Source organism: Streptomyces sp. NPDC001480, from assembly GCF_042894725.1.
Lineage (GTDB): Bacteria > Actinomycetota > Actinomycetes > Streptomycetales > Streptomycetaceae > Streptomyces.
Window position 1 is genome coordinate 465,201 of record NZ_JBIAVX010000006.1, and the last position, 15,318, is coordinate 480,518.

A 15,318-nucleotide genomic window follows, 5' to 3' on the forward strand; every position below is an offset into this window, starting at 1 on the left:
GGTCAGCCCCACTTCATCTCGCCCTTGGCGACCTTGGCTCCGATCTGGGCGGCGATCAGCATGCCGTTGTCCGGGTAGCGCCGGACGAGCGCCTCGGTGAGCGCGGCTCCGTCAGCGGCCTTGCCCAGCTCCTCCTCGAAGGCGAGCAGGTAGTCGCGGGTGGCGGTGACGGCGGAGGAGTCCGCCGGGGCGCCGGGCAGACGGTGGCCGGGCACGACCAGCTCCGGCTCCAGGGCCGCCATCTCGTCCAGCAGCCGCACCCAGGCGGAACGGTCTTCGGGCGTGGGCGTGTCCGCGACCCAGACGTGCTCCTGCTGGAACAGCAGGACGCCGCCGAGGATCGCACGCTGTTCGGCCTGCCACAGGTAGTGGCGGTCGGGCAGCTCAGCCGGACCGCCCTTCAGCTCGAAGCGGTGCCCCTCCAGGGTGAGGTCGCCGGTCAGCGGCTCGAGATCCACCGGGCGCGTCGGCAGGTTCGGGCCGAGGGCCGCCCACGCCTTCAGCTTGCCCTCGTAGGAGTGCTGGATGTGCTCGATGACGAGCGGGGTGGCGACGAACTTCGCCTCCGGAAAGGCGTCCGCGAGGACCTCGGCGCCGAAGTAGAAGTCGGGGTCGCCGTGGCTGACGAACACGGTGGTCAGCTGCTTGCCGGAGTCGAGGATCTCGGCGGCGAGACGGTGGCCGTCGGCGCGGGTGAAGCCGGCGTCCACCAGCAGTGCCTCGTTCTCGCCGGTGACGAGCGTGGCGGTCTTGTTCTTGCTGCCGGCCGGGAAGTCGAGGTCGACAACCGTGAACGTGAGAGTGCTCATGGGGTGGCTCCTCGTGGGGATGTTGGGGACGTCGAGGACGGTGGGACGGGTGGGGGCCTGAGAGAAATCAGGCCTTGCGCAGGGTCGCGAGCCGCCGGTCGACGTCGTCGGCGGTGGCGTGGCCGTGGGCCAGCACGGCGACGCGGTCACCGTCGACGGCCAGGAGGGTGGGGAATCCCGTGACGCCCAGCTCGGCGGCGCGACGGTAGTCGGCCTCGGCCGCCGCCTGCGCCCCGGGCGCCTCGAAGGCGGCGACCACGGCGTCGGCGTCCAGTCCGGCGTCCCCGGCGACCTTTCGGTAGGTGGAGGCGTCGGACAGGCTCAGGCCGTCGGCGTAGAACACCCGCTGGAGGTCCGTCGCCAGCTCGGCGGCGCGTTCCGGGGCGGCCTGGCGCAGAGCGGTCATGCCGCGTGCGGCGGCGTCGGAGTCCATCACGAACGAGCCGTCCGCGATCAGCCGCTCGTAGCCGTCGCCGAACTCGGCCCCGGTCGACCGGGCGATCTTCGCATTGGCTCCCTGGACATGACCGAACTCGCGGATCGGCGCCTTCCGGGACCCGGTGAACAGGCCGCCCGAGACCACCTCCACCGGCAGCTCGGGGTGGCGGGAGACCACTTCGCGCAGGGTCCCGGAGAACCCGTGCGACCAGCCGCAGTAGGCGTCGAAGACGTAGACGAGTTTCATCGAGGACCTCGCGAGGGGTGCGGCGCCCGCAGGATGCGAGCGATTCATCTGACACAACAGTATCTGCTTCGTCAGATATTTCGCCGCCGCGTCGGTATTCGCGTGACGGTGGCCACACCTCGGTCGGTCAGGGCAGGCGGGGCAGAACGTCCCGGGCCGAGTGGCTCAGGATGCGCAGGTCCTCGGCGAACCGGTCGCGGTGCTCCGGCGGCAGGGGCTCGAGGAAGTAACGGCGGATGTTCTCCACATGCACCCGGGACGCCTGGACCGCCATCCGTTCCCCCAGTGCGGTGAGCCGTACCAGGCGGCCCCGCCGGTCGTCGGGGTCCTCGGCGCGCTCGACCAGTCCGGCGGCCTCCATCCGGTCCACGAGACGGGTGGCACCGCCCGTGGTGAGCACCTGTTCCTGGGCGATGGCCCGCATCGACAGGCCGGGCTCGTCGGCGCGTCCCAGGATGAGCAGGACCTCGTACATGAGATGAGTGATGCCGCACTCCTGCTCCAGGGCCCGCCCCAGGATGTACTCCAGCCGGTTCGCCGCCCCTTGCAGCCGCCCGAAGGCCAGGACCAGCGGGTTGCCGGCGGCCTCCTTCGGCGACGAGATAGCTGCCTCTTCGTCCACGGCTTCGGCGCACCTCTCCTCGTGTTCGCACCTCGTCCACCGATCATGCCGTACAACGGGCCCTGACCGACCGGGCCGGTGGGCCGGTCTCGATGCGGGTCTACGGATGCTTGCCCGGGGGTGCAGAGCCGGTGAGTGCGGCAAGGGCGTGGTGGAGGGCGAAGTCGGCGGGTGGGCGGTCGGGCCAGCGGGCGGCGATGTGGCCGTCGGGCCGGATGAGCAGTGCTCCGTGGGGGCGGAGGCCGCAGCGGTCGGTGTGCTCTTGAGGAAGGGGCTCGATGCGGAGCGGCCAGGGTGTGGTGGTTCGCTGTGCCCAGCGGGCGGGGTCCGGAGTGAGCAGGGTGAACCACTCGCCGAAGGCGTCGAGCGTGGAGCGGTCGTGGGTCAGCCAGAGGTGTGGCATGCGGTGGCCCGGCCGGGTGCTGGGGACATAGTCCGTGCCGGTGTCGGACGGCTCGGCCGGTGTGCCGCCGTCGGTGAGGACGGCGTCGGAGTCGTAGGTGACGCCGAGGACGAGACCGAGCTGCGCGAAGTACTGGTCGGACCAGGGCAGTTCGAACTGGGCTGGCGTCGCGGCACCGGTTCGGAGCTGTTCACGGCGGGCCTTCTGCACTCCGAACATGAGCTCGGTGTTCACCACCGCTTGATGGAGTGTCAGATGGGCGACGGGTTGCCGTTCCGTCTCGTAGGTCTCCAACACGCCCGGTGCGGCCCACCCTCGGAGTGCTCCCGCCAACTTCCAGCAGAGGTTGTGCACATCGGCGACGCCGAGGTTCATGCCCATGCCGCCGGCGGGCGGGATCGCATGCGCGGCATCGCCGGCCAGCAGGACGGGGCCGCGGCCGAAGCGCTCGGCGACGAACGCGTTCACCACCCAGTGCTGAACCCGCAGCACATCTACCTGTACAGCGGCGCCGGTGCCGAGCGCGTGCGAGACGAGACCGGACCAGTCGGCGCCCGCCACGTCTTCGGGCGTGGGAACGATCCAGGCCCAGCCTCCTTCGGGGTACAGCGGGAGGAAATAGCCGTCCGATGTGAAGTAGACCCCGGCGGGCTGCCGGGCGCGCCAGTGGTCGAGGTCGGCGTCGAACACGACGGTGGTGACCCGGCCGACCGCTCCGGGACCGGTGGTGCCGATTCCCGACTGTTGCCTGACCGTGGAGTTCGCGCCGTCGGCCGCCAGTACGTAACGGGCCCTGACGCGGCTCTCCACACCGCTTCGGTGGTCGACGAGCAGGACCTCGGCGCCCTCGGCACCGTCGGCTGCTTCGGTCAGGCCGACGAGCTCGACCCCGAACCGCACGGGCGCGTCCGCCGCGGCGAGCAGGGTGGGTTCCAGCCGATCCTGCGAGGTGACCACGCCGGTCACGGGGCTCTCGGGCACCGGCGCGTGGATCCCGACCATCGCCTCCGTGGCGAAGTCGGGGTCGTGCAGGGTGTCCCGGAAGCGGACGCGGCCGTACTCCGGTGCGAACGCCCTGGCGGTGATCGTGGCAGTGAGCCCGAGCTGGCGGTAGATCTCCATCGAGCGCACGTTGACCAGCCGGGAGCGTGGAAAGGGTGACAGTTCGCCGTGCTTCTCGACCAGTAACGTCCGTACGCCCCAGCGTTCCAGGAGCGCTCTGCCGGTCAGTCCGACCGGCCCGCCGCCGACGATCAGTACCTCCACCTCTGCGTTCGCTCCAGGCATGTCGGGCTCCTCCTGCCGGCGGCGGTGACCGTGGCACGGCGGCCTCCGCGGAGAGCCGGACCGCGGCCGGTCGGCCACAAGAGACATTCAACCCGTGGTCCTCCAACGGTGCTCGTCGGCGGCCGCTGCCGGTACTCGTCGGCCTGCTTGTCCCTACGACGGCCACGGGTGGCGCCGGGCCGCCCGTGCCGTCAGAACTCGTCGATCAGATCCGCCGCGCGGATCACCGCCGCCAGCGCGTCGGGGTGACCCGTGTGCTGGTGTATGTCGAGGCAGGTGTCGGCGAGCTTGATGACGTGTTCGTCCTGATGACGGACGGCGAGGGCGAACACCTCGTCCGCCGACCCGGGGGCGGAGGGGAGGCTGTGCCGGGGTGCGGGCGCGGCAGGGGCGTAGGCCGCGGTCACGGCCGCGCCGGCCGCCCAGGCCGCGTGCAGGCTCGTGACCCACTGGGTGCTGGGGAGCGCGGGCAGGGTGCGCAGCACGGCCATGGGCGCGGTCACGGCGTGGACCAGCATGACGGGTGAGCCGTGTGCGTTCGGGAGGTAGTGCACGCCGGCCGCGGTCGTCAGGTCGGCCAGCAGTCGCCGAGCCTGCCCGGCGTCCGTGGCGGGCCTCAGCGCGGCGAGCGCGGTCGGCCAGCCCGTCAGGCCGGGGAGCTGGTCGAGCCGGTGGTTGATGCCCGCGGTCTGGTCGGGCACGCGTGGAACGCCGGCGAGAGCGGACGCCGGGTCGGCGGTTCCGGAGGGAGGAGTGAACGGGACCTGCTGCCAGCGCGCAGCCCAGTAACCGAGTGCCTGACCGAGCTCGGCCAGGCGCGGCCCGTCCTCGTGGTCCAGCAGGGCGTGGACCGCGTGGCCGGTACGGATCACGCCGTGGGTGGCGCCCGCCGCGATACCGGGCAGAAGCCGTGGCCACCACGTCTCCAGCACTGCACGCCAGGGCTGTTCGGTCACCTCGCGTTCGAAGAACACCAGCCAGTCACCGAGCCGACGGGGGTCCCCCAGCGCCGTACGCCATCCGTCGTCGTCGGCGGCAATGGGCGAGGTACCGCGTGGCCGGTCGTCCAGTCGACGCATGTAGCGGTCCAGCCAGCGGTGGACCTGTCGCGCGTGTCCTCGTCGGGCCATGGATTCCACCGCCATGGGACCGTGGTTGCTCAACCAGCCATCGAACTCCGGTCCCGTCCGATGCAGCCGTTCGTACGCCTCGTCGAGCGTGCCGTCGATGTTCATGACATGTGACGCTAGCCGCTCGCTGATCCGCCGCCATCGGGCCGGAGATCGAGACGCGCCCCTTCGCCGGTACTAGGACCTGCGTCGCGGCATCAGCGCGGCGGGCAGCCTTGGCACGAACGGGTGGTGGACAATTGCGAAATCAATGGACATGAAGGTACGTTTCCGCCCGATACTTCGAGAGGTCACCGGCAGACGGGGGCAAAGGATGGCCACGGACCACCGCGTCGCAACCCCGTCGATGACCGGTCGCACGACGACATCCAGCGCCGGGATTCGTGGCTTTCGCGCAGGCGACGGCCCGCGGTTGGTGGAGGCGTGGCGCCGCAGTGCGCCGGCCGACCCCATCACGCCGGACCGCTTCCGGTCCCTGGTGCTGCTCGACGGCAACTTCGATCCCGAGGGGCTGCGGGTGGCCGTCGACGGTGACCGTGTCGTCGGCGCGGCCTACGCGGTGCGCCGGCTGACGCCGCTGGCCGGCGCCGACCTGGAGCCGGAGCAGGGGTGGATCGCGTTCTTCTTCGTCGATCCGGCCGCCCGCGGGCGCGGACTCGGCCGCCGGCTGCTGACCGACGCCCTCGACTGGCTGCGCGGCCACGGCCGCACCCGGGTGGACTTCTCCTCGTACACCCCGAACTACATCCTCCCCGGCCTGGACTCCGAGGCGTATCCGGAAGCGGCCGGGCTCCTCGAGTCCCTGGGCTTTCGCACCCTGTACGAGGCGGCGGCGATGGACCGCGGTCTGGTCGGCTACCGCCACCCCGAGGATGTCGCCCGCCGCCGGACCGAACTGACGGCGCGGGGCCACCGGTTCGGCACGCCGTCCGACGACGACCTGGTGGAACTCCTCGCGCTCGCCGGAAGCCGCTTCAACCCGGACTGGGCGCGCGCCATCCGGGAGTGCCTCGCCTCGGGCACGCCGCTCGACCGGATCGTCGTCGCCCGGGACCCTTCGGGCCGCCTGGTCGGCTGGGCGATGCACGGCGCCTACGAGTCGGCGGACGAACGGTTCGGGCCGTTCGGGGTGCTGGAGGAGCTGCGCGGCACCGGACTCGGCAAGGTCCTGCTCCATCTGGTCCTGGAACGGATGCGGGCGCGCGGCGCGCACTCGGCGTGGTTCCTGTGGACCGGTGAGCGGTCCCCGGCGGGCCACCTGTACCGCAAGGCCGGTTTCACCACGACCCGGGTGTTTCGTGTGATGCGCCGGGAGGCCGCCCGATGACACCGTCGCGCCCCGCCGGTGGACTGAGCCGCCGTCACTTCGCGCTCGTGCTCCCCTCGGCCCTGCTCGCCTCCGGCTGCGCCGCGCCGCGCCGGGGCACCGGGCGGCCCGGGGATCCGATCGTCCTCACCCTGCTCTCCCACTACGCGAGCGGGGAGCTCAAGCAAGCACTTCAGGGTCCGGTCGACGAATGGAACGCCACGCACGACCGGGTCAAGGTGCGGACGAAGGCCGTCGAGTTCACGGACCTGCTGACCACGTTCATGGTCCGGCAGGCCGCCGGCCAGGGCGCCGACATCCTCCACCCGTACTGCCTGTGGAACGGCCAGCTCGTCCAGGCCGGTGTCCTGCGGCCCGCCCCGCCCGAGTACGCCGAGGAGATCAGGCGCGGCTACGGTGCGGCCGCGGTCGGCGCCGCGTCGGCGGGGGGCACGGTCTACGGCTATCCCACCGAGATGCAGACGTACGCCCTCTACTACAACAAGCGGCTGCTGCGCGAGGCCGGCATCGACGGCCCTCCGGGCACCTGGCGGGAGCTGGAGGAGACGGCGTACCGCACCGCCGAGCGGGACCGGTACGGCAACACGCTGGTCCAGGGGTTCGGGCTGTCGACGTACGACGACTCCACCACCGTCGGCCAGACCCTCGCGCTGCTCAACGCCGCCGGCGGAAGCTTCGTCGCCGCGGACGGCAGGAGCACCGCCATCGACTCGCGGGCCGGCCGGGCCGTGTTGGATCTGGAGCACCGCCTTGTCGTGAAGGGTGCGAGCGCGCCCGGCGTCAACGTCTACAAGGCGTTCGCGTCCGGGCAGGTGGCCATGGTGATCAGCGCCGGCTGGTGGACCGCGAACCTCAAGGCCCTGATGGGCAAGGGCTACCGCGACGTCGGCGTGGCACCGGTGCCCCTCCCGGAGCCGGACGGCCGGTGCGCCACCCTCTCCACCGGCTTCATGCTCGGGGTCAACACCGCCAGTGAACGCCCCCGTGAGGCCTGGGAGTTCCTGCACTGGCTCAACACCGAGAAGGTGGGCGGCGTGACCCGGATGAGTGCCCTTCAGGTGTCGGTCGGCTCCCTGACCGGCCGTGCCGACGACATGCGGACACTCCTCGGCGCGGGGAGCGATCCGAATCTCCGCCCGTTCCTTGACGCGCTGGCCTACGCGGTGCCGGAGCCGAACGTGCCGGGCGCGCAGCAGGCCAAGTCGCTGCTGCGCAAGAACATCGAGGCCCTGTGGACCGGCCGGCAGTCGGTCGACGAGGCCCTGCGCACCACCCGCCGTCAGGTCGATCAGGAGGTGTCGCGTTCATGGTGAACACCACCCTGGCACCGGAGGCGGCCGAGCCGGCGGCGCGCGACGGGTCCGCCGCCGGCGTCCGCGGCCGTGACCGGCACCGGCGCCGCCAGACCGTCGTCGCCTACCTCTTCCTGGCGCCGACTCTGCTGTTCTTCGCGGTCTTCCTGGTCCTGCCGCTCGGGTTCGCGCTGCTGCTGTCGCTGTCCCGCTGGGCCGGATTCGACCTCGGCGACATCGATCCGGTCGGCCTGGACAACTTCGCCGGTCTCCTCGCGGACGGATCGACGTTCCTGGCGCCGATCCTCACCAACACGCTGCTGTTCGCCCTGGGCACCGTGGCGCTCGCGCTCGCCGGCTCCGTGCTCGTCGCCACCTGCATCGACAAGCTGCGGTTCCAGGGGCTGTGGCGCACCCTGTACTTCCTGCCGATCGTCACGACCGTCGTCGCCGTCGGCAACGTGTGGAAGTACATGTACGAGCCGGGCGGCCTCGTCAACGGCGTCCTCAACGCCCTCGGGTTCGGCTCGGTGGCGTTCCTCCAGGACCCGGAGACCGCGCTGCCCTCGGTCGTGGTCGTACAGGCGTGGGCCTCGCTCGGCTCGGCGATCCTCATCCTGACCGCCGGGCTGAAGTCCATTCCCGAGTCGTACTACGAGGCCGCCGCACTCGACGGCGCCGGGCCCGTCACCGTCCTCTGGAAGATCACGCTGCCGCTGCTGCGGCCGTCCCTGCTGTTCGTGTGCATCACCCAGTTCCTCACCGGCCTCCAGTCGTTCGCGCTCATCATCGTGATGACCAAGGGCGGACCGGGTGACGCGACCGATGTGGCCGCGCTGGAGATGTACCGGCAGGCCTTCGCCTACGGCGACTGGGGCACCGCGAGTGCCGCCGCCTTCGTGCTGTTCGTGGTGGTCCTCGTGGTCACCCTGGCGCAGTTGTGGATCTTTAGGCGCAAGGGGGAGGACGCATGAGCCGCCGACGTTTCCCGTGGCTGTCGTATCTGGTGGTCGTGACCGGCGCCGTGCTCACCGTGGTGCCGTTCCTCGACATGGTGACGACGTCCTTCAAGGGGCCCGGCGAGTCCGGCACCCTGCCGTACCGGTTCCTGCCCGAGGCGTTCGACCTGTCCAACTACCGGGCGGCGATCGACCAGCTCGATCTGCCCCTGCTGTTCCGCAACAGCGTCGTCGCCACCGCCGTGATCACCGGATCGGTGCTGCTCACGTCGTCACTCGCCGGCTACGCGCTCGCCCAACTCCGCTTCCCCGGACGGGACTTCGTCTTCCGGCTGGTGCTGTCGACGATGATGTTCCCGCCGTTCCTCTTCTTCATCCCGCACTTCCTGATCCTGGTGCACTGGCCGCTGGCGGGCGGCAACGACCTGTTCGGACGCGGTGGCGCCGGGCTGACCGTCAGCATCGTGGCGCTGGCCATGCCGTTCCTCGTCAACGGCTTCGGGATCTTCCTGATGCGCCAGTTCATGGTCTCGATCCCGGAGGAGGTCCTGGAGGCCGCGCGCATCGACGGTGCCGGCGAGTTCGCCGTGTGGTGGCGGATCGTGGTGCCGCAGACCAAGCCGGTCGTGGTGACGCTCGGGCTGCTCACCTTCGTCGACGCCTGGAACGAGTACATCTGGGCGCTGCTCGTCTCTACCGCGAACCCGGACGTGATGACCCTGCCCGTGGGCATCCAACTCCTCCAGGACCATGTCGACCCGACCCGCACGATGCCCATCGTCATGGCCGGCCTCGTCCTGAGCATCCTGCCGGTCCTGATCCTCTTCCTGCTGCTCCAGAAGTACTACGTCCGCGGCGTCATGCTCAGCGGCCTCAAGTGACCAGAGGCGTCGGCCGGATCAGACGTGCGTCAGGAGGCGCTCCAGGGGCCGGGGCACGCGCTCGAGGTCCAGGTGCGCCACGAGTGCCTGTGCGTAGAGCGCCTTGCGACCGCTGTGCGTGCCCATGAAACGGCGCAGCTGGTGCTCGACGGGGCGTTCCCGCTGTGCCGGCTGGCCCTGGAAGGTGTGGAAGGGACGCGTCTCGCCCTGGGCGTCGATCACCTGCCGCACTCCCTCGGCTCCGAGGGCACGGATCAGCTCGTCCTCCAGGTCGGCGACGCACACATGGAACCCGAGTGTCTCCAGTCCGGCGTGCGTGAGACCGGACCCGAGCCCGACCCGTTCCAGATGACGCCGGAAATGCCGCTCCTCGCCGATGTCGCAGAGACCGGCCAGCGGCAGGCCGAGCCCCGGAGGGCCGCACACGTCCAGGAAACGCCCGATGTTCGTCGCGCCGCCGAGCGGTACCACCGCGACGCCCTCCGCGCCGAGGTCGCGGCCGTGGCGCGCGGCCAGCGCTTCGAGCGCGATCTGATCGCTGCTCCCCTCGACGAGCACGATCGTCCGCACACCGCCGCCGGCCAGCTCCCGCGCCGTCGCGGCGGCCGCGCCCGCCCGCGCCCCGCCGGCCGCCCATGCGACCAGCGCCCGGCTGAATCGCCTCAACTCGTCCACGAAACCTCGCTTCCCGACGCCATCGTGGCACGGCCGACAACGTGGACGCACGCACGTTTTCCGGGGGAGGTGACTCAAGCAACCGGCGGGCGGGGACGGCCGGGGACCGGGCCGCTACCTGGGGTCGAGGGCGCGGACGAGGTCGATGCCGTGTCCGAGGTTGTCCAGGCGCGCCGCGAGGGTGTCGCCCGCCGGATAGAGGCGGACGGTGTCCACGCCCGTGGCGCGCCAGTCCGCGAGCCGGGCGCGGACCATCTCCTCGGTCCCGATCAGGGTGGTGGCCAGGACCATCTCGTCGGTGATGAGACCGGTGGCGCCCTCGCGGTCGCCGGCCTGCCAGCGTTCGCGGACCTGGGCGGCGACATCGGCCCAGCCCTGGCGGCTGTAGGCGTTGTTGTAGAAGTTGGTCGAGCCGGAGCCCATCCCGCCCAGTGAGAACGCCAGTTCCTTCTTGCGGCTGCCGAGGACGCCGGCCAGCCGCCCTTCGTCGGGGACGATGTCGATCTCGGCGCCCTGGCAGATGTCGAGGTCGGTGCGGGTGCGGCCGTTACGGGCCAGCCCGGTGTCGAGGTGGGTGAAGTAGGCGTCGGCGCCTTCGGGGACGAAGCTGGTGCCGAGCCAGCCGTCGGCGATCTCGCCGGTGAGTTCGAGCATCTTGGGTGACAGGGTGGCCAGGTAGACCGGCACCTGTACCGGCGTCAGGCTGAGCCGCATCGGGCGGCCCTCACCGTCGGGAAGGGGGATGGTGTACTGGCGGCCCTGAAAGGCGATCTTCTCTCCGGTGAAGGCCGCGCGGATGATCTCGACGGTCTCCCGCATCCGGGTCAGCGGCCGTGCGAAGGGGATGCCGTGCAGGCCTTCGACGACCTGCGGCCCGGAGGCGCCGAGGCCGAGGCGGAACCGGCCGTCGGACAGATGCGCGAGGGTCATCGCGGTCTGCGCGACGGTTACCGGGGAGCGGGTGCCGAGCTGGATGACCCCGGAGCCGAGCAGGAGTGTCTCGGTCCGGGCCGCCAGGTAGCCCAGCGGCGAGGGGGCGTCGCTCCCCCAGGCCTCGGCCACCCAGCACATGTCCAGGCCGAGCTTCTCGGCTTCCACGACGAACTCGGCGGTCTCGCGCCAGTTTCCGCCGGAGCCCTCGATGGTGGTCGCGGTGCGCATCACTTCTCCCGTTCGGCGAGGTTCTTCATGGCGGCGAGGTTGGACTTGATGCCGGTCTCGAACTCGCGCAGCCGGACGAACACGATCTTCTGCTCCTTGTCGGGCATGGCCTCGATCGCGGCGCTCAGCCCTGACGGTGCCGGTCCGAGCTGGGCCCACTGCTCCAGCACCGTGCCGGTGTCCCGCGGGTGCAGCGTGAACCGCCACACGCTCATCGGGTGGCCCGGGTCGCCCACCGCCCAGGCGAACCGCCGCGGCTGCTCGCAGTCGACGATCGTGCTGACCGTCTCCCAGTCGCCCAGCGCGTGGTGGGTGCTGCGGCCGCGGAACCGGTTGCCCACGCGGGGACCGGTGGCGCCGTCGAGCCATTCGACGTCCTGCAACTCGACGCTGAGCTCGGGCATCAGGTGGATGTCGCTCACGTATCCCCACAACCGCTCGGGGCTCGCGTCGATGTATGCCCTGGCGGACACCGTCGGGGTGTCCGCGTACACCTGTCCCGTCCACTCCATGACACCTGACTCCTTCTCCTCGGTCCTTCTCCTCGGCCTTCGGCCTTCCTCGGATGACCTGCATAGTTGCGTAAAAAGACTTACTCGCGCAAGAGCGAACGACTCCACTGCCTGCTGAGTTTCATTGAGAGACTCGTATCATCGACGTATGAGGCGTACGTCGTTCGCGAACTGGCCCTGCTCGGTGGCCCGGACCATGGATCTGCTGGGCGACTGGTGGACCCCCCTGGTACTGCGGGAGGCGTTCTACGGCATCCGCCGGTTCGACGAGTTCCAGCAGGAGCTGGGCATCGCCCGCAACACACTGTCCGAACGGCTGCGCAGGCTGGTGGACGCGGGGCTGATGGAGAAGCGCGTGTACGAGACGCAGCCCGTCCGTCACGAGTACCTGCTGACCGAGTCGGGGCGCGACTTCTACGGCGTCATCCTCGCCATGACCAGCTGGGGCGACCGTTGGCTGGCGGACGAGGCCGGGCCGCCGGTGGTCACCCGCCACGAGACCTGCGGCCACGACGCCCACGGCGAGGTGGTCTGCTCCCACTGCAAGGAGCCGCTGGCCTGGGAGGACATGACCCCGCGCCCCGGCCCCGGCTACCCGCCGAAGCTGCTCGGGCGTCCGGACGTCCGACGGCGGTTCGAACTGGACGAGCCGGAGCGGTCGACGACGGCCGCGGACTGACCCCGGCCGCGCACCGGACCTCCGGGACGCCGGTCAGGACTCCGTGTTCCGCGAGCGTCGGGTCGCCGGCGCTCCTGGCACATGCGCTGGTCGAGGGCGGCGAAGTCGCGGCAGTCCGCGGACCGCCCCGTCGACCCCGGCTGGGTCCACATCTCCTCCACGAGCCGTTCGAGGACGTCGAGTTGCTCCTCGGCGACTCGAATGCCTGCCTACTGTCGCCCACCGCCCGTTCACGCTTGGATGGTGTTCATGAGCATCGATGAGCACGAGCGACTGATGCGGACCAACCAGGAGAACTGGGACGCTCGCACTCCCGTGCACGTGGCCAGCCGGTTCTACGGGCTCGATCAGACCCTTGACCCCGCACGCTGGTTCGCCCCCTTCGAATGGGACGACCTCGGGGACATCGGCGGACGCGACGTCCTGCACCTCCAGTGCCACCTCGGCACCGAGACCATCGCCTTCGCCCAGCGCGGCGCGCGGACCGTGGGGCTCGACTTCTCCGCCGCGTCCGTGGCGGCGGCCCGCGCCGTCGCGGACCGGGCGGGACTCGACGTGACGTACGTGCGGGCGAATGTCTACGACGCCCCCGAAGCCCTGGGGCAGCAGTGCTTCGACGTCGTCTACACCGGCAAGGGAGCCCTGTGCTACCTCCCCGATCTTCCCCTGTGGGCGCGGACCGTGAGCCGCCTGCTGCGTCCCGGCGGCCGGCTGTACGTCGTCGAGTTCCACCCGCTGCTGAACGCCCTCGGCCCGAAGCCCGCTCCGGGTGAGGGTCCCGAGCTGCTGCTGCGCCACGACTATCTCGGCGGCCGTGGACCTGTCCACCGCGATGCGACGTACACGTACACCGACGGCCCGGCGGTCGAGGGCGTGCGGGACAGCTACGAATGGATGCACGGAATCGACGAGGTCGTCAACGCGGTGACGGAAGCGGGGATGACCATCCGGCGACTGCGGGAGTGCGACGAGCTGCCCTGGCCGCGCTGGCCGCAGATGGTCCGTACCCCGTCCGACTGGTGGCGGCTGCCCGAGCCCCGGATCCCGCTGCTGTTCAGCCTGCTGGCGACCCGCTGAACCGGGAGCCATGAGCCGTCAGCCCTGAGCACTGGGCCCTGATCGGGTGATGCCCTCACCCGTGAGGTCACGGCTAGGCTGCGGCACAGGGAACCCGAGCGGCCGCGGATCCGGGAGGCACCGATGGAGTACTACGACCTCGGCACCCATCGGCGTCCGGTGACGACCTCGTCCCCCGAGGCCCAGACGTGGTTCGACCGCGGGCTCGTATGGACGTACGCGTTCAACCACGAGGAGGCCGTCTCCTGCTACGAGGCCGCCGTCGCGGCCGACCCCGACTGCGCCATGGCGTACTGGGGCATCGCCTACGCGCTCGGCCCGAACTACAACAAGCCGTGGGACTTCTTCGACGAGCAGGACCTCGCGCGCACCGTCGAACGCACCCACGCCGCCGTCGAGCTGGCCCAGGAGAAGGCGGCCACCGCCACACCCGTCGAACGGGCGCTGATCGACGCACTGCGCGCCCGCTACCCGAAGGCGCGAGCCGTCGAGGACTGCTCGGTGTGGAACGCGCCGTACGCCGACAGGATGCGTGCCGTCTACGAGCTCGCCCCGGACGACCTGGACGTCGCCACCCTCTACGCCGACGCGCTGATGAACATCACGCCCTGGCAACTGTGGGACCTGCGCACCGGCGAGCCGGCGAAGGGCGCCCGCACACGCGAGGCCAAGGCCGTCCTCGACCGTGCGCTCGCCGTGGACGGCGGCGCGGCGCACCCGGGCGTCCTGCACCTGTACGTCCATCTGATGGAGATGTCCCCGACGCCCGAGGCGGCACTGCGCGTCGCCGACCGGCTGCGCGGCCTGGTGCCGGACGCCGGGCACCTCCAGCACATGCCCTCGCACCTGGAGGTGCTCTGCGGCGACTACCGCCGCGTGGTGGCGGACAACAGCGCGGCGATCGTCGCCGACGAGAAGTTCCACGCGCGGGCCGGGGCGATGAACTTCTACACCCTGTACCGGTCGCACAACCACCACTTCAAGATCTACGGGGCGATGTTCCTCGGGCAGGCGCGGACAGCCCTCGACGCCGTCGCCCAGCTCGAGGCGTCCATCCCGGAGGAACTGCTGCGCGTGCAGAGCCCGCCCATGGCCGACTGGCTGGAGGGCTTCCTCGCCATGCGGGTCCACGTGCTGATCCGCTTCGGCCGCTGGGCCGACATCCTGCGCACGCCCATGCCCGCCGACCCGGACCTGTACAGCGTGACCACGGCCATGCTGCACTACGCCCGCGGCGTCGCCCTGTCGGCGACCGGCCGGATCGCCGAGGCCGAGACCGAACGCGCACTGTTCCGTGCGGCGCTCCCCCGGGTACAGGCGACCCGCATGCTGTTCAACAACACCTGCACCGACATCCTCGCGGTCGCGTCGGCGATGCTCGACGGTGAACTCGAATACCGCAAAGGTGACCACGACGCCGCCTTCGCGGCGCTGGAGCGGTCGATCGAGCTGGACGACAACCTTCCCTACGACGAGCCGTGGGGGTGGATGCAGCCGACCCGGCACGCCTACGGGGCCCTGCTCCTCGAACAGGGGCGCGTAGCGGAGGCAGAGGCGGTCTACCGGGCCGATCTCGGACTCGACGACACGCTTGCCCGCCCGTTGCAGCACCCCGGAAACGTCTGGTCCCTGCACGGGCTCCACGAGTGTCTGCTCCGCCTGGGGAAGACCGGCGAGGCGCGTCTCGTGGCCCAGCAGCTCAAGATCGCGGCCGCTGTCGCGGACGTACCGGTCGAGGCGTCCTGCTACTGCCGTCTGGAAGCCGTGTCCAACACCGCCGACGCGGACGGCTGCTGCGCGAAGCACCGCTGAGGACCGC

15 protein-coding genes are annotated in these 15,318 nt (G+C 70.8%); 7 read left to right on the forward strand and 8 right to left on the reverse strand.

The window, feature by feature from the left end:
• Window positions 1–2: 2 nt before the first annotated feature.
• From ACFY01_RS17740 to ACFY01_RS17760, 5 genes are all read right to left on the reverse strand, one after another.
• Window positions 3–809 carry an MBL fold metallo-hydrolase gene (locus ACFY01_RS17740; RefSeq protein WP_390736615.1) on the reverse strand — a complete coding sequence of 269 codons (807 nt, stop codon included), beginning with the start codon at window positions 807–809 and terminating at the stop codon, window positions 3–5.
• Window positions 810–876: 67 nt separating this feature from the next.
• On the reverse strand, window positions 877–1,494 hold the full coding sequence (locus tag ACFY01_RS17745) for a DsbA family protein (protein WP_390736707.1): 618 nt from the start codon (window positions 1,492–1,494) through the stop codon (window positions 877–879).
• 127 nt (window positions 1,495–1,621) lie between these two features.
• Entirely contained in the window at window positions 1,622–2,116 is a 495-nt protein-coding gene (locus ACFY01_RS17750) for a MarR family winged helix-turn-helix transcriptional regulator (protein ID WP_390736616.1), read from the reverse strand.
• Window positions 2,117–2,216: 100 nt separating this feature from the next.
• Window positions 2,217–3,806: an FAD-dependent monooxygenase gene (locus ACFY01_RS17755; RefSeq protein ID WP_390736617.1), complete on the reverse strand. Its 1,590-nt coding sequence runs from the start codon at window positions 3,804–3,806 to the stop codon at window positions 2,217–2,219.
• Window positions 3,807–3,997: 191 nt separating this feature from the next.
• Entirely contained in the window at window positions 3,998–5,041 is a 1,044-nt protein-coding gene (locus tag ACFY01_RS17760; RefSeq protein WP_390736618.1) for a questin oxidase family protein, read from the reverse strand.
• 310 nt (window positions 5,042–5,351) lie between these two features.
• Here ACFY01_RS17760 and ACFY01_RS17765 point away from each other — a divergent pair, with 310 nt between their 5' ends.
• The 4 genes from ACFY01_RS17765 to ACFY01_RS17780 are packed head-to-tail and all read left to right on the forward strand — an operon-like array spanning window position 5,352 to window position 9,395.
• Window positions 5,352–6,263 carry a GNAT family N-acetyltransferase gene (locus tag ACFY01_RS17765; protein WP_390736708.1) on the forward strand — a complete coding sequence of 304 codons (912 nt, stop codon included), beginning with the start codon at window positions 5,352–5,354 and terminating at the stop codon, window positions 6,261–6,263.
• A complete protein-coding gene (locus tag ACFY01_RS17770) occupies window positions 6,260–7,576 on the forward strand; it encodes an extracellular solute-binding protein (RefSeq protein ID WP_390736619.1) in 1,317 nt (438 codons plus the stop codon). The genes ACFY01_RS17765 and ACFY01_RS17770 overlap by 4 nt, the downstream gene beginning before the upstream one ends.
• The gene (locus ACFY01_RS17775; protein ID WP_390736620.1) at window positions 7,570–8,529 is read left to right on the forward strand and encodes a carbohydrate ABC transporter permease; all 960 of its coding nucleotides are present in this window, start codon (window positions 7,570–7,572) and stop codon (window positions 8,527–8,529) included. The genes ACFY01_RS17770 and ACFY01_RS17775 overlap by 7 nt, the downstream gene beginning before the upstream one ends.
• Complete coding sequence (locus ACFY01_RS17780; RefSeq protein WP_390736621.1) at window positions 8,526–9,395, forward strand: carbohydrate ABC transporter permease; 870 nt, start codon at window positions 8,526–8,528, stop codon at window positions 9,393–9,395. The genes ACFY01_RS17775 and ACFY01_RS17780 overlap by 4 nt, the downstream gene beginning before the upstream one ends.
• A gap of 18 nt (window positions 9,396–9,413) precedes the next feature.
• Here the strand turns inward: ACFY01_RS17780 and ACFY01_RS17785 are convergent, their stop codons facing one another.
• The 3 genes from ACFY01_RS17785 to ACFY01_RS17795 form a co-directional block, all read right to left on the reverse strand.
• Window positions 9,414–10,070 carry a TOPRIM nucleotidyl transferase/hydrolase domain-containing protein gene (locus tag ACFY01_RS17785; protein ID WP_390736622.1) on the reverse strand — a complete coding sequence of 219 codons (657 nt, stop codon included), beginning with the start codon at window positions 10,068–10,070 and terminating at the stop codon, window positions 9,414–9,416.
• 114 nt (window positions 10,071–10,184) lie between these two features.
• Complete coding sequence (locus ACFY01_RS17790) at window positions 10,185–11,231, reverse strand: LLM class flavin-dependent oxidoreductase (protein WP_390736623.1); 1,047 nt, start codon at window positions 11,229–11,231, stop codon at window positions 10,185–10,187.
• Window positions 11,231–11,743 carry an SRPBCC family protein gene (locus ACFY01_RS17795; RefSeq protein ID WP_390736624.1) on the reverse strand — a complete coding sequence of 171 codons (513 nt, stop codon included), beginning with the start codon at window positions 11,741–11,743 and terminating at the stop codon, window positions 11,231–11,233. The genes ACFY01_RS17790 and ACFY01_RS17795 overlap by 1 nt, the downstream gene beginning before the upstream one ends.
• 148 nt (window positions 11,744–11,891) lie before the next feature.
• Here ACFY01_RS17795 and ACFY01_RS17800 point away from each other — a divergent pair, with 148 nt between their 5' ends.
• The 3 genes from ACFY01_RS17800 (at window position 11,892) to ACFY01_RS17810 (ending at window position 15,311) form a co-directional block, all read left to right on the forward strand.
• Window positions 11,892–12,422, forward strand: coding sequence for a winged helix-turn-helix transcriptional regulator (locus ACFY01_RS17800; protein WP_390736625.1), 531 nt, complete (start codon window positions 11,892–11,894; stop codon window positions 12,420–12,422).
• A gap of 249 nt (window positions 12,423–12,671) precedes the next feature.
• Entirely contained in the window at window positions 12,672–13,499 is an 828-nt protein-coding gene (locus ACFY01_RS17805) for a class I SAM-dependent methyltransferase (protein WP_390736626.1), read from the forward strand.
• Between the two features lie 123 nt (window positions 13,500–13,622).
• Window positions 13,623–15,311 (forward strand): hypothetical protein, encoded by a 1,689-nt coding sequence (locus ACFY01_RS17810; RefSeq protein WP_390736627.1) that lies wholly within the window; start codon window positions 13,623–13,625, stop codon window positions 15,309–15,311.
• Window positions 15,312–15,318: the final 7 nt, after the last annotated feature.

Coding starts and splice junctions, on each gene's coding strand:
- ACFY01_RS17740 (WP_390736615.1), bottom strand. CDS start 809: ATGAGCACTCTCACGTTCACGGTTGTCGACCTCGACTTCCCGGCCGGC.
- ACFY01_RS17745 (WP_390736707.1), bottom strand. CDS start 1,494: ATGAAACTCGTCTACGTCTTCGACGCCTACTGCGGCTGGTCGCACGGG.
- ACFY01_RS17755 (WP_390736617.1), bottom strand. CDS start 3,806: ATGCCTGGAGCGAACGCAGAGGTGGAGGTACTGATCGTCGGCGGCGGG.
- ACFY01_RS17760 (WP_390736618.1), bottom strand. CDS start 5,041: ATGAACATCGACGGCACGCTCGACGAGGCGTACGAACGGCTGCATCGG.
- ACFY01_RS17770 (WP_390736619.1), top strand. CDS start 6,260: ATGACACCGTCGCGCCCCGCCGGTGGACTGAGCCGCCGTCACTTCGCG.
- ACFY01_RS17775 (WP_390736620.1), top strand. CDS start 7,570: ATGGTGAACACCACCCTGGCACCGGAGGCGGCCGAGCCGGCGGCGCGC.
- ACFY01_RS17780 (WP_390736621.1), top strand. CDS start 8,526: ATGAGCCGCCGACGTTTCCCGTGGCTGTCGTATCTGGTGGTCGTGACC.
- ACFY01_RS17790 (WP_390736623.1), bottom strand. CDS start 11,231: ATGCGCACCGCGACCACCATCGAGGGCTCCGGCGGAAACTGGCGCGAG.
- ACFY01_RS17795 (WP_390736624.1), bottom strand. CDS start 11,743: ATGGAGTGGACGGGACAGGTGTACGCGGACACCCCGACGGTGTCCGCC.
- ACFY01_RS17800 (WP_390736625.1), top strand. CDS start 11,892: ATGAGGCGTACGTCGTTCGCGAACTGGCCCTGCTCGGTGGCCCGGACC.
- ACFY01_RS17805 (WP_390736626.1), top strand. CDS start 12,672: ATGAGCATCGATGAGCACGAGCGACTGATGCGGACCAACCAGGAGAAC.
- ACFY01_RS17810 (WP_390736627.1), top strand. CDS start 13,623: ATGGAGTACTACGACCTCGGCACCCATCGGCGTCCGGTGACGACCTCG.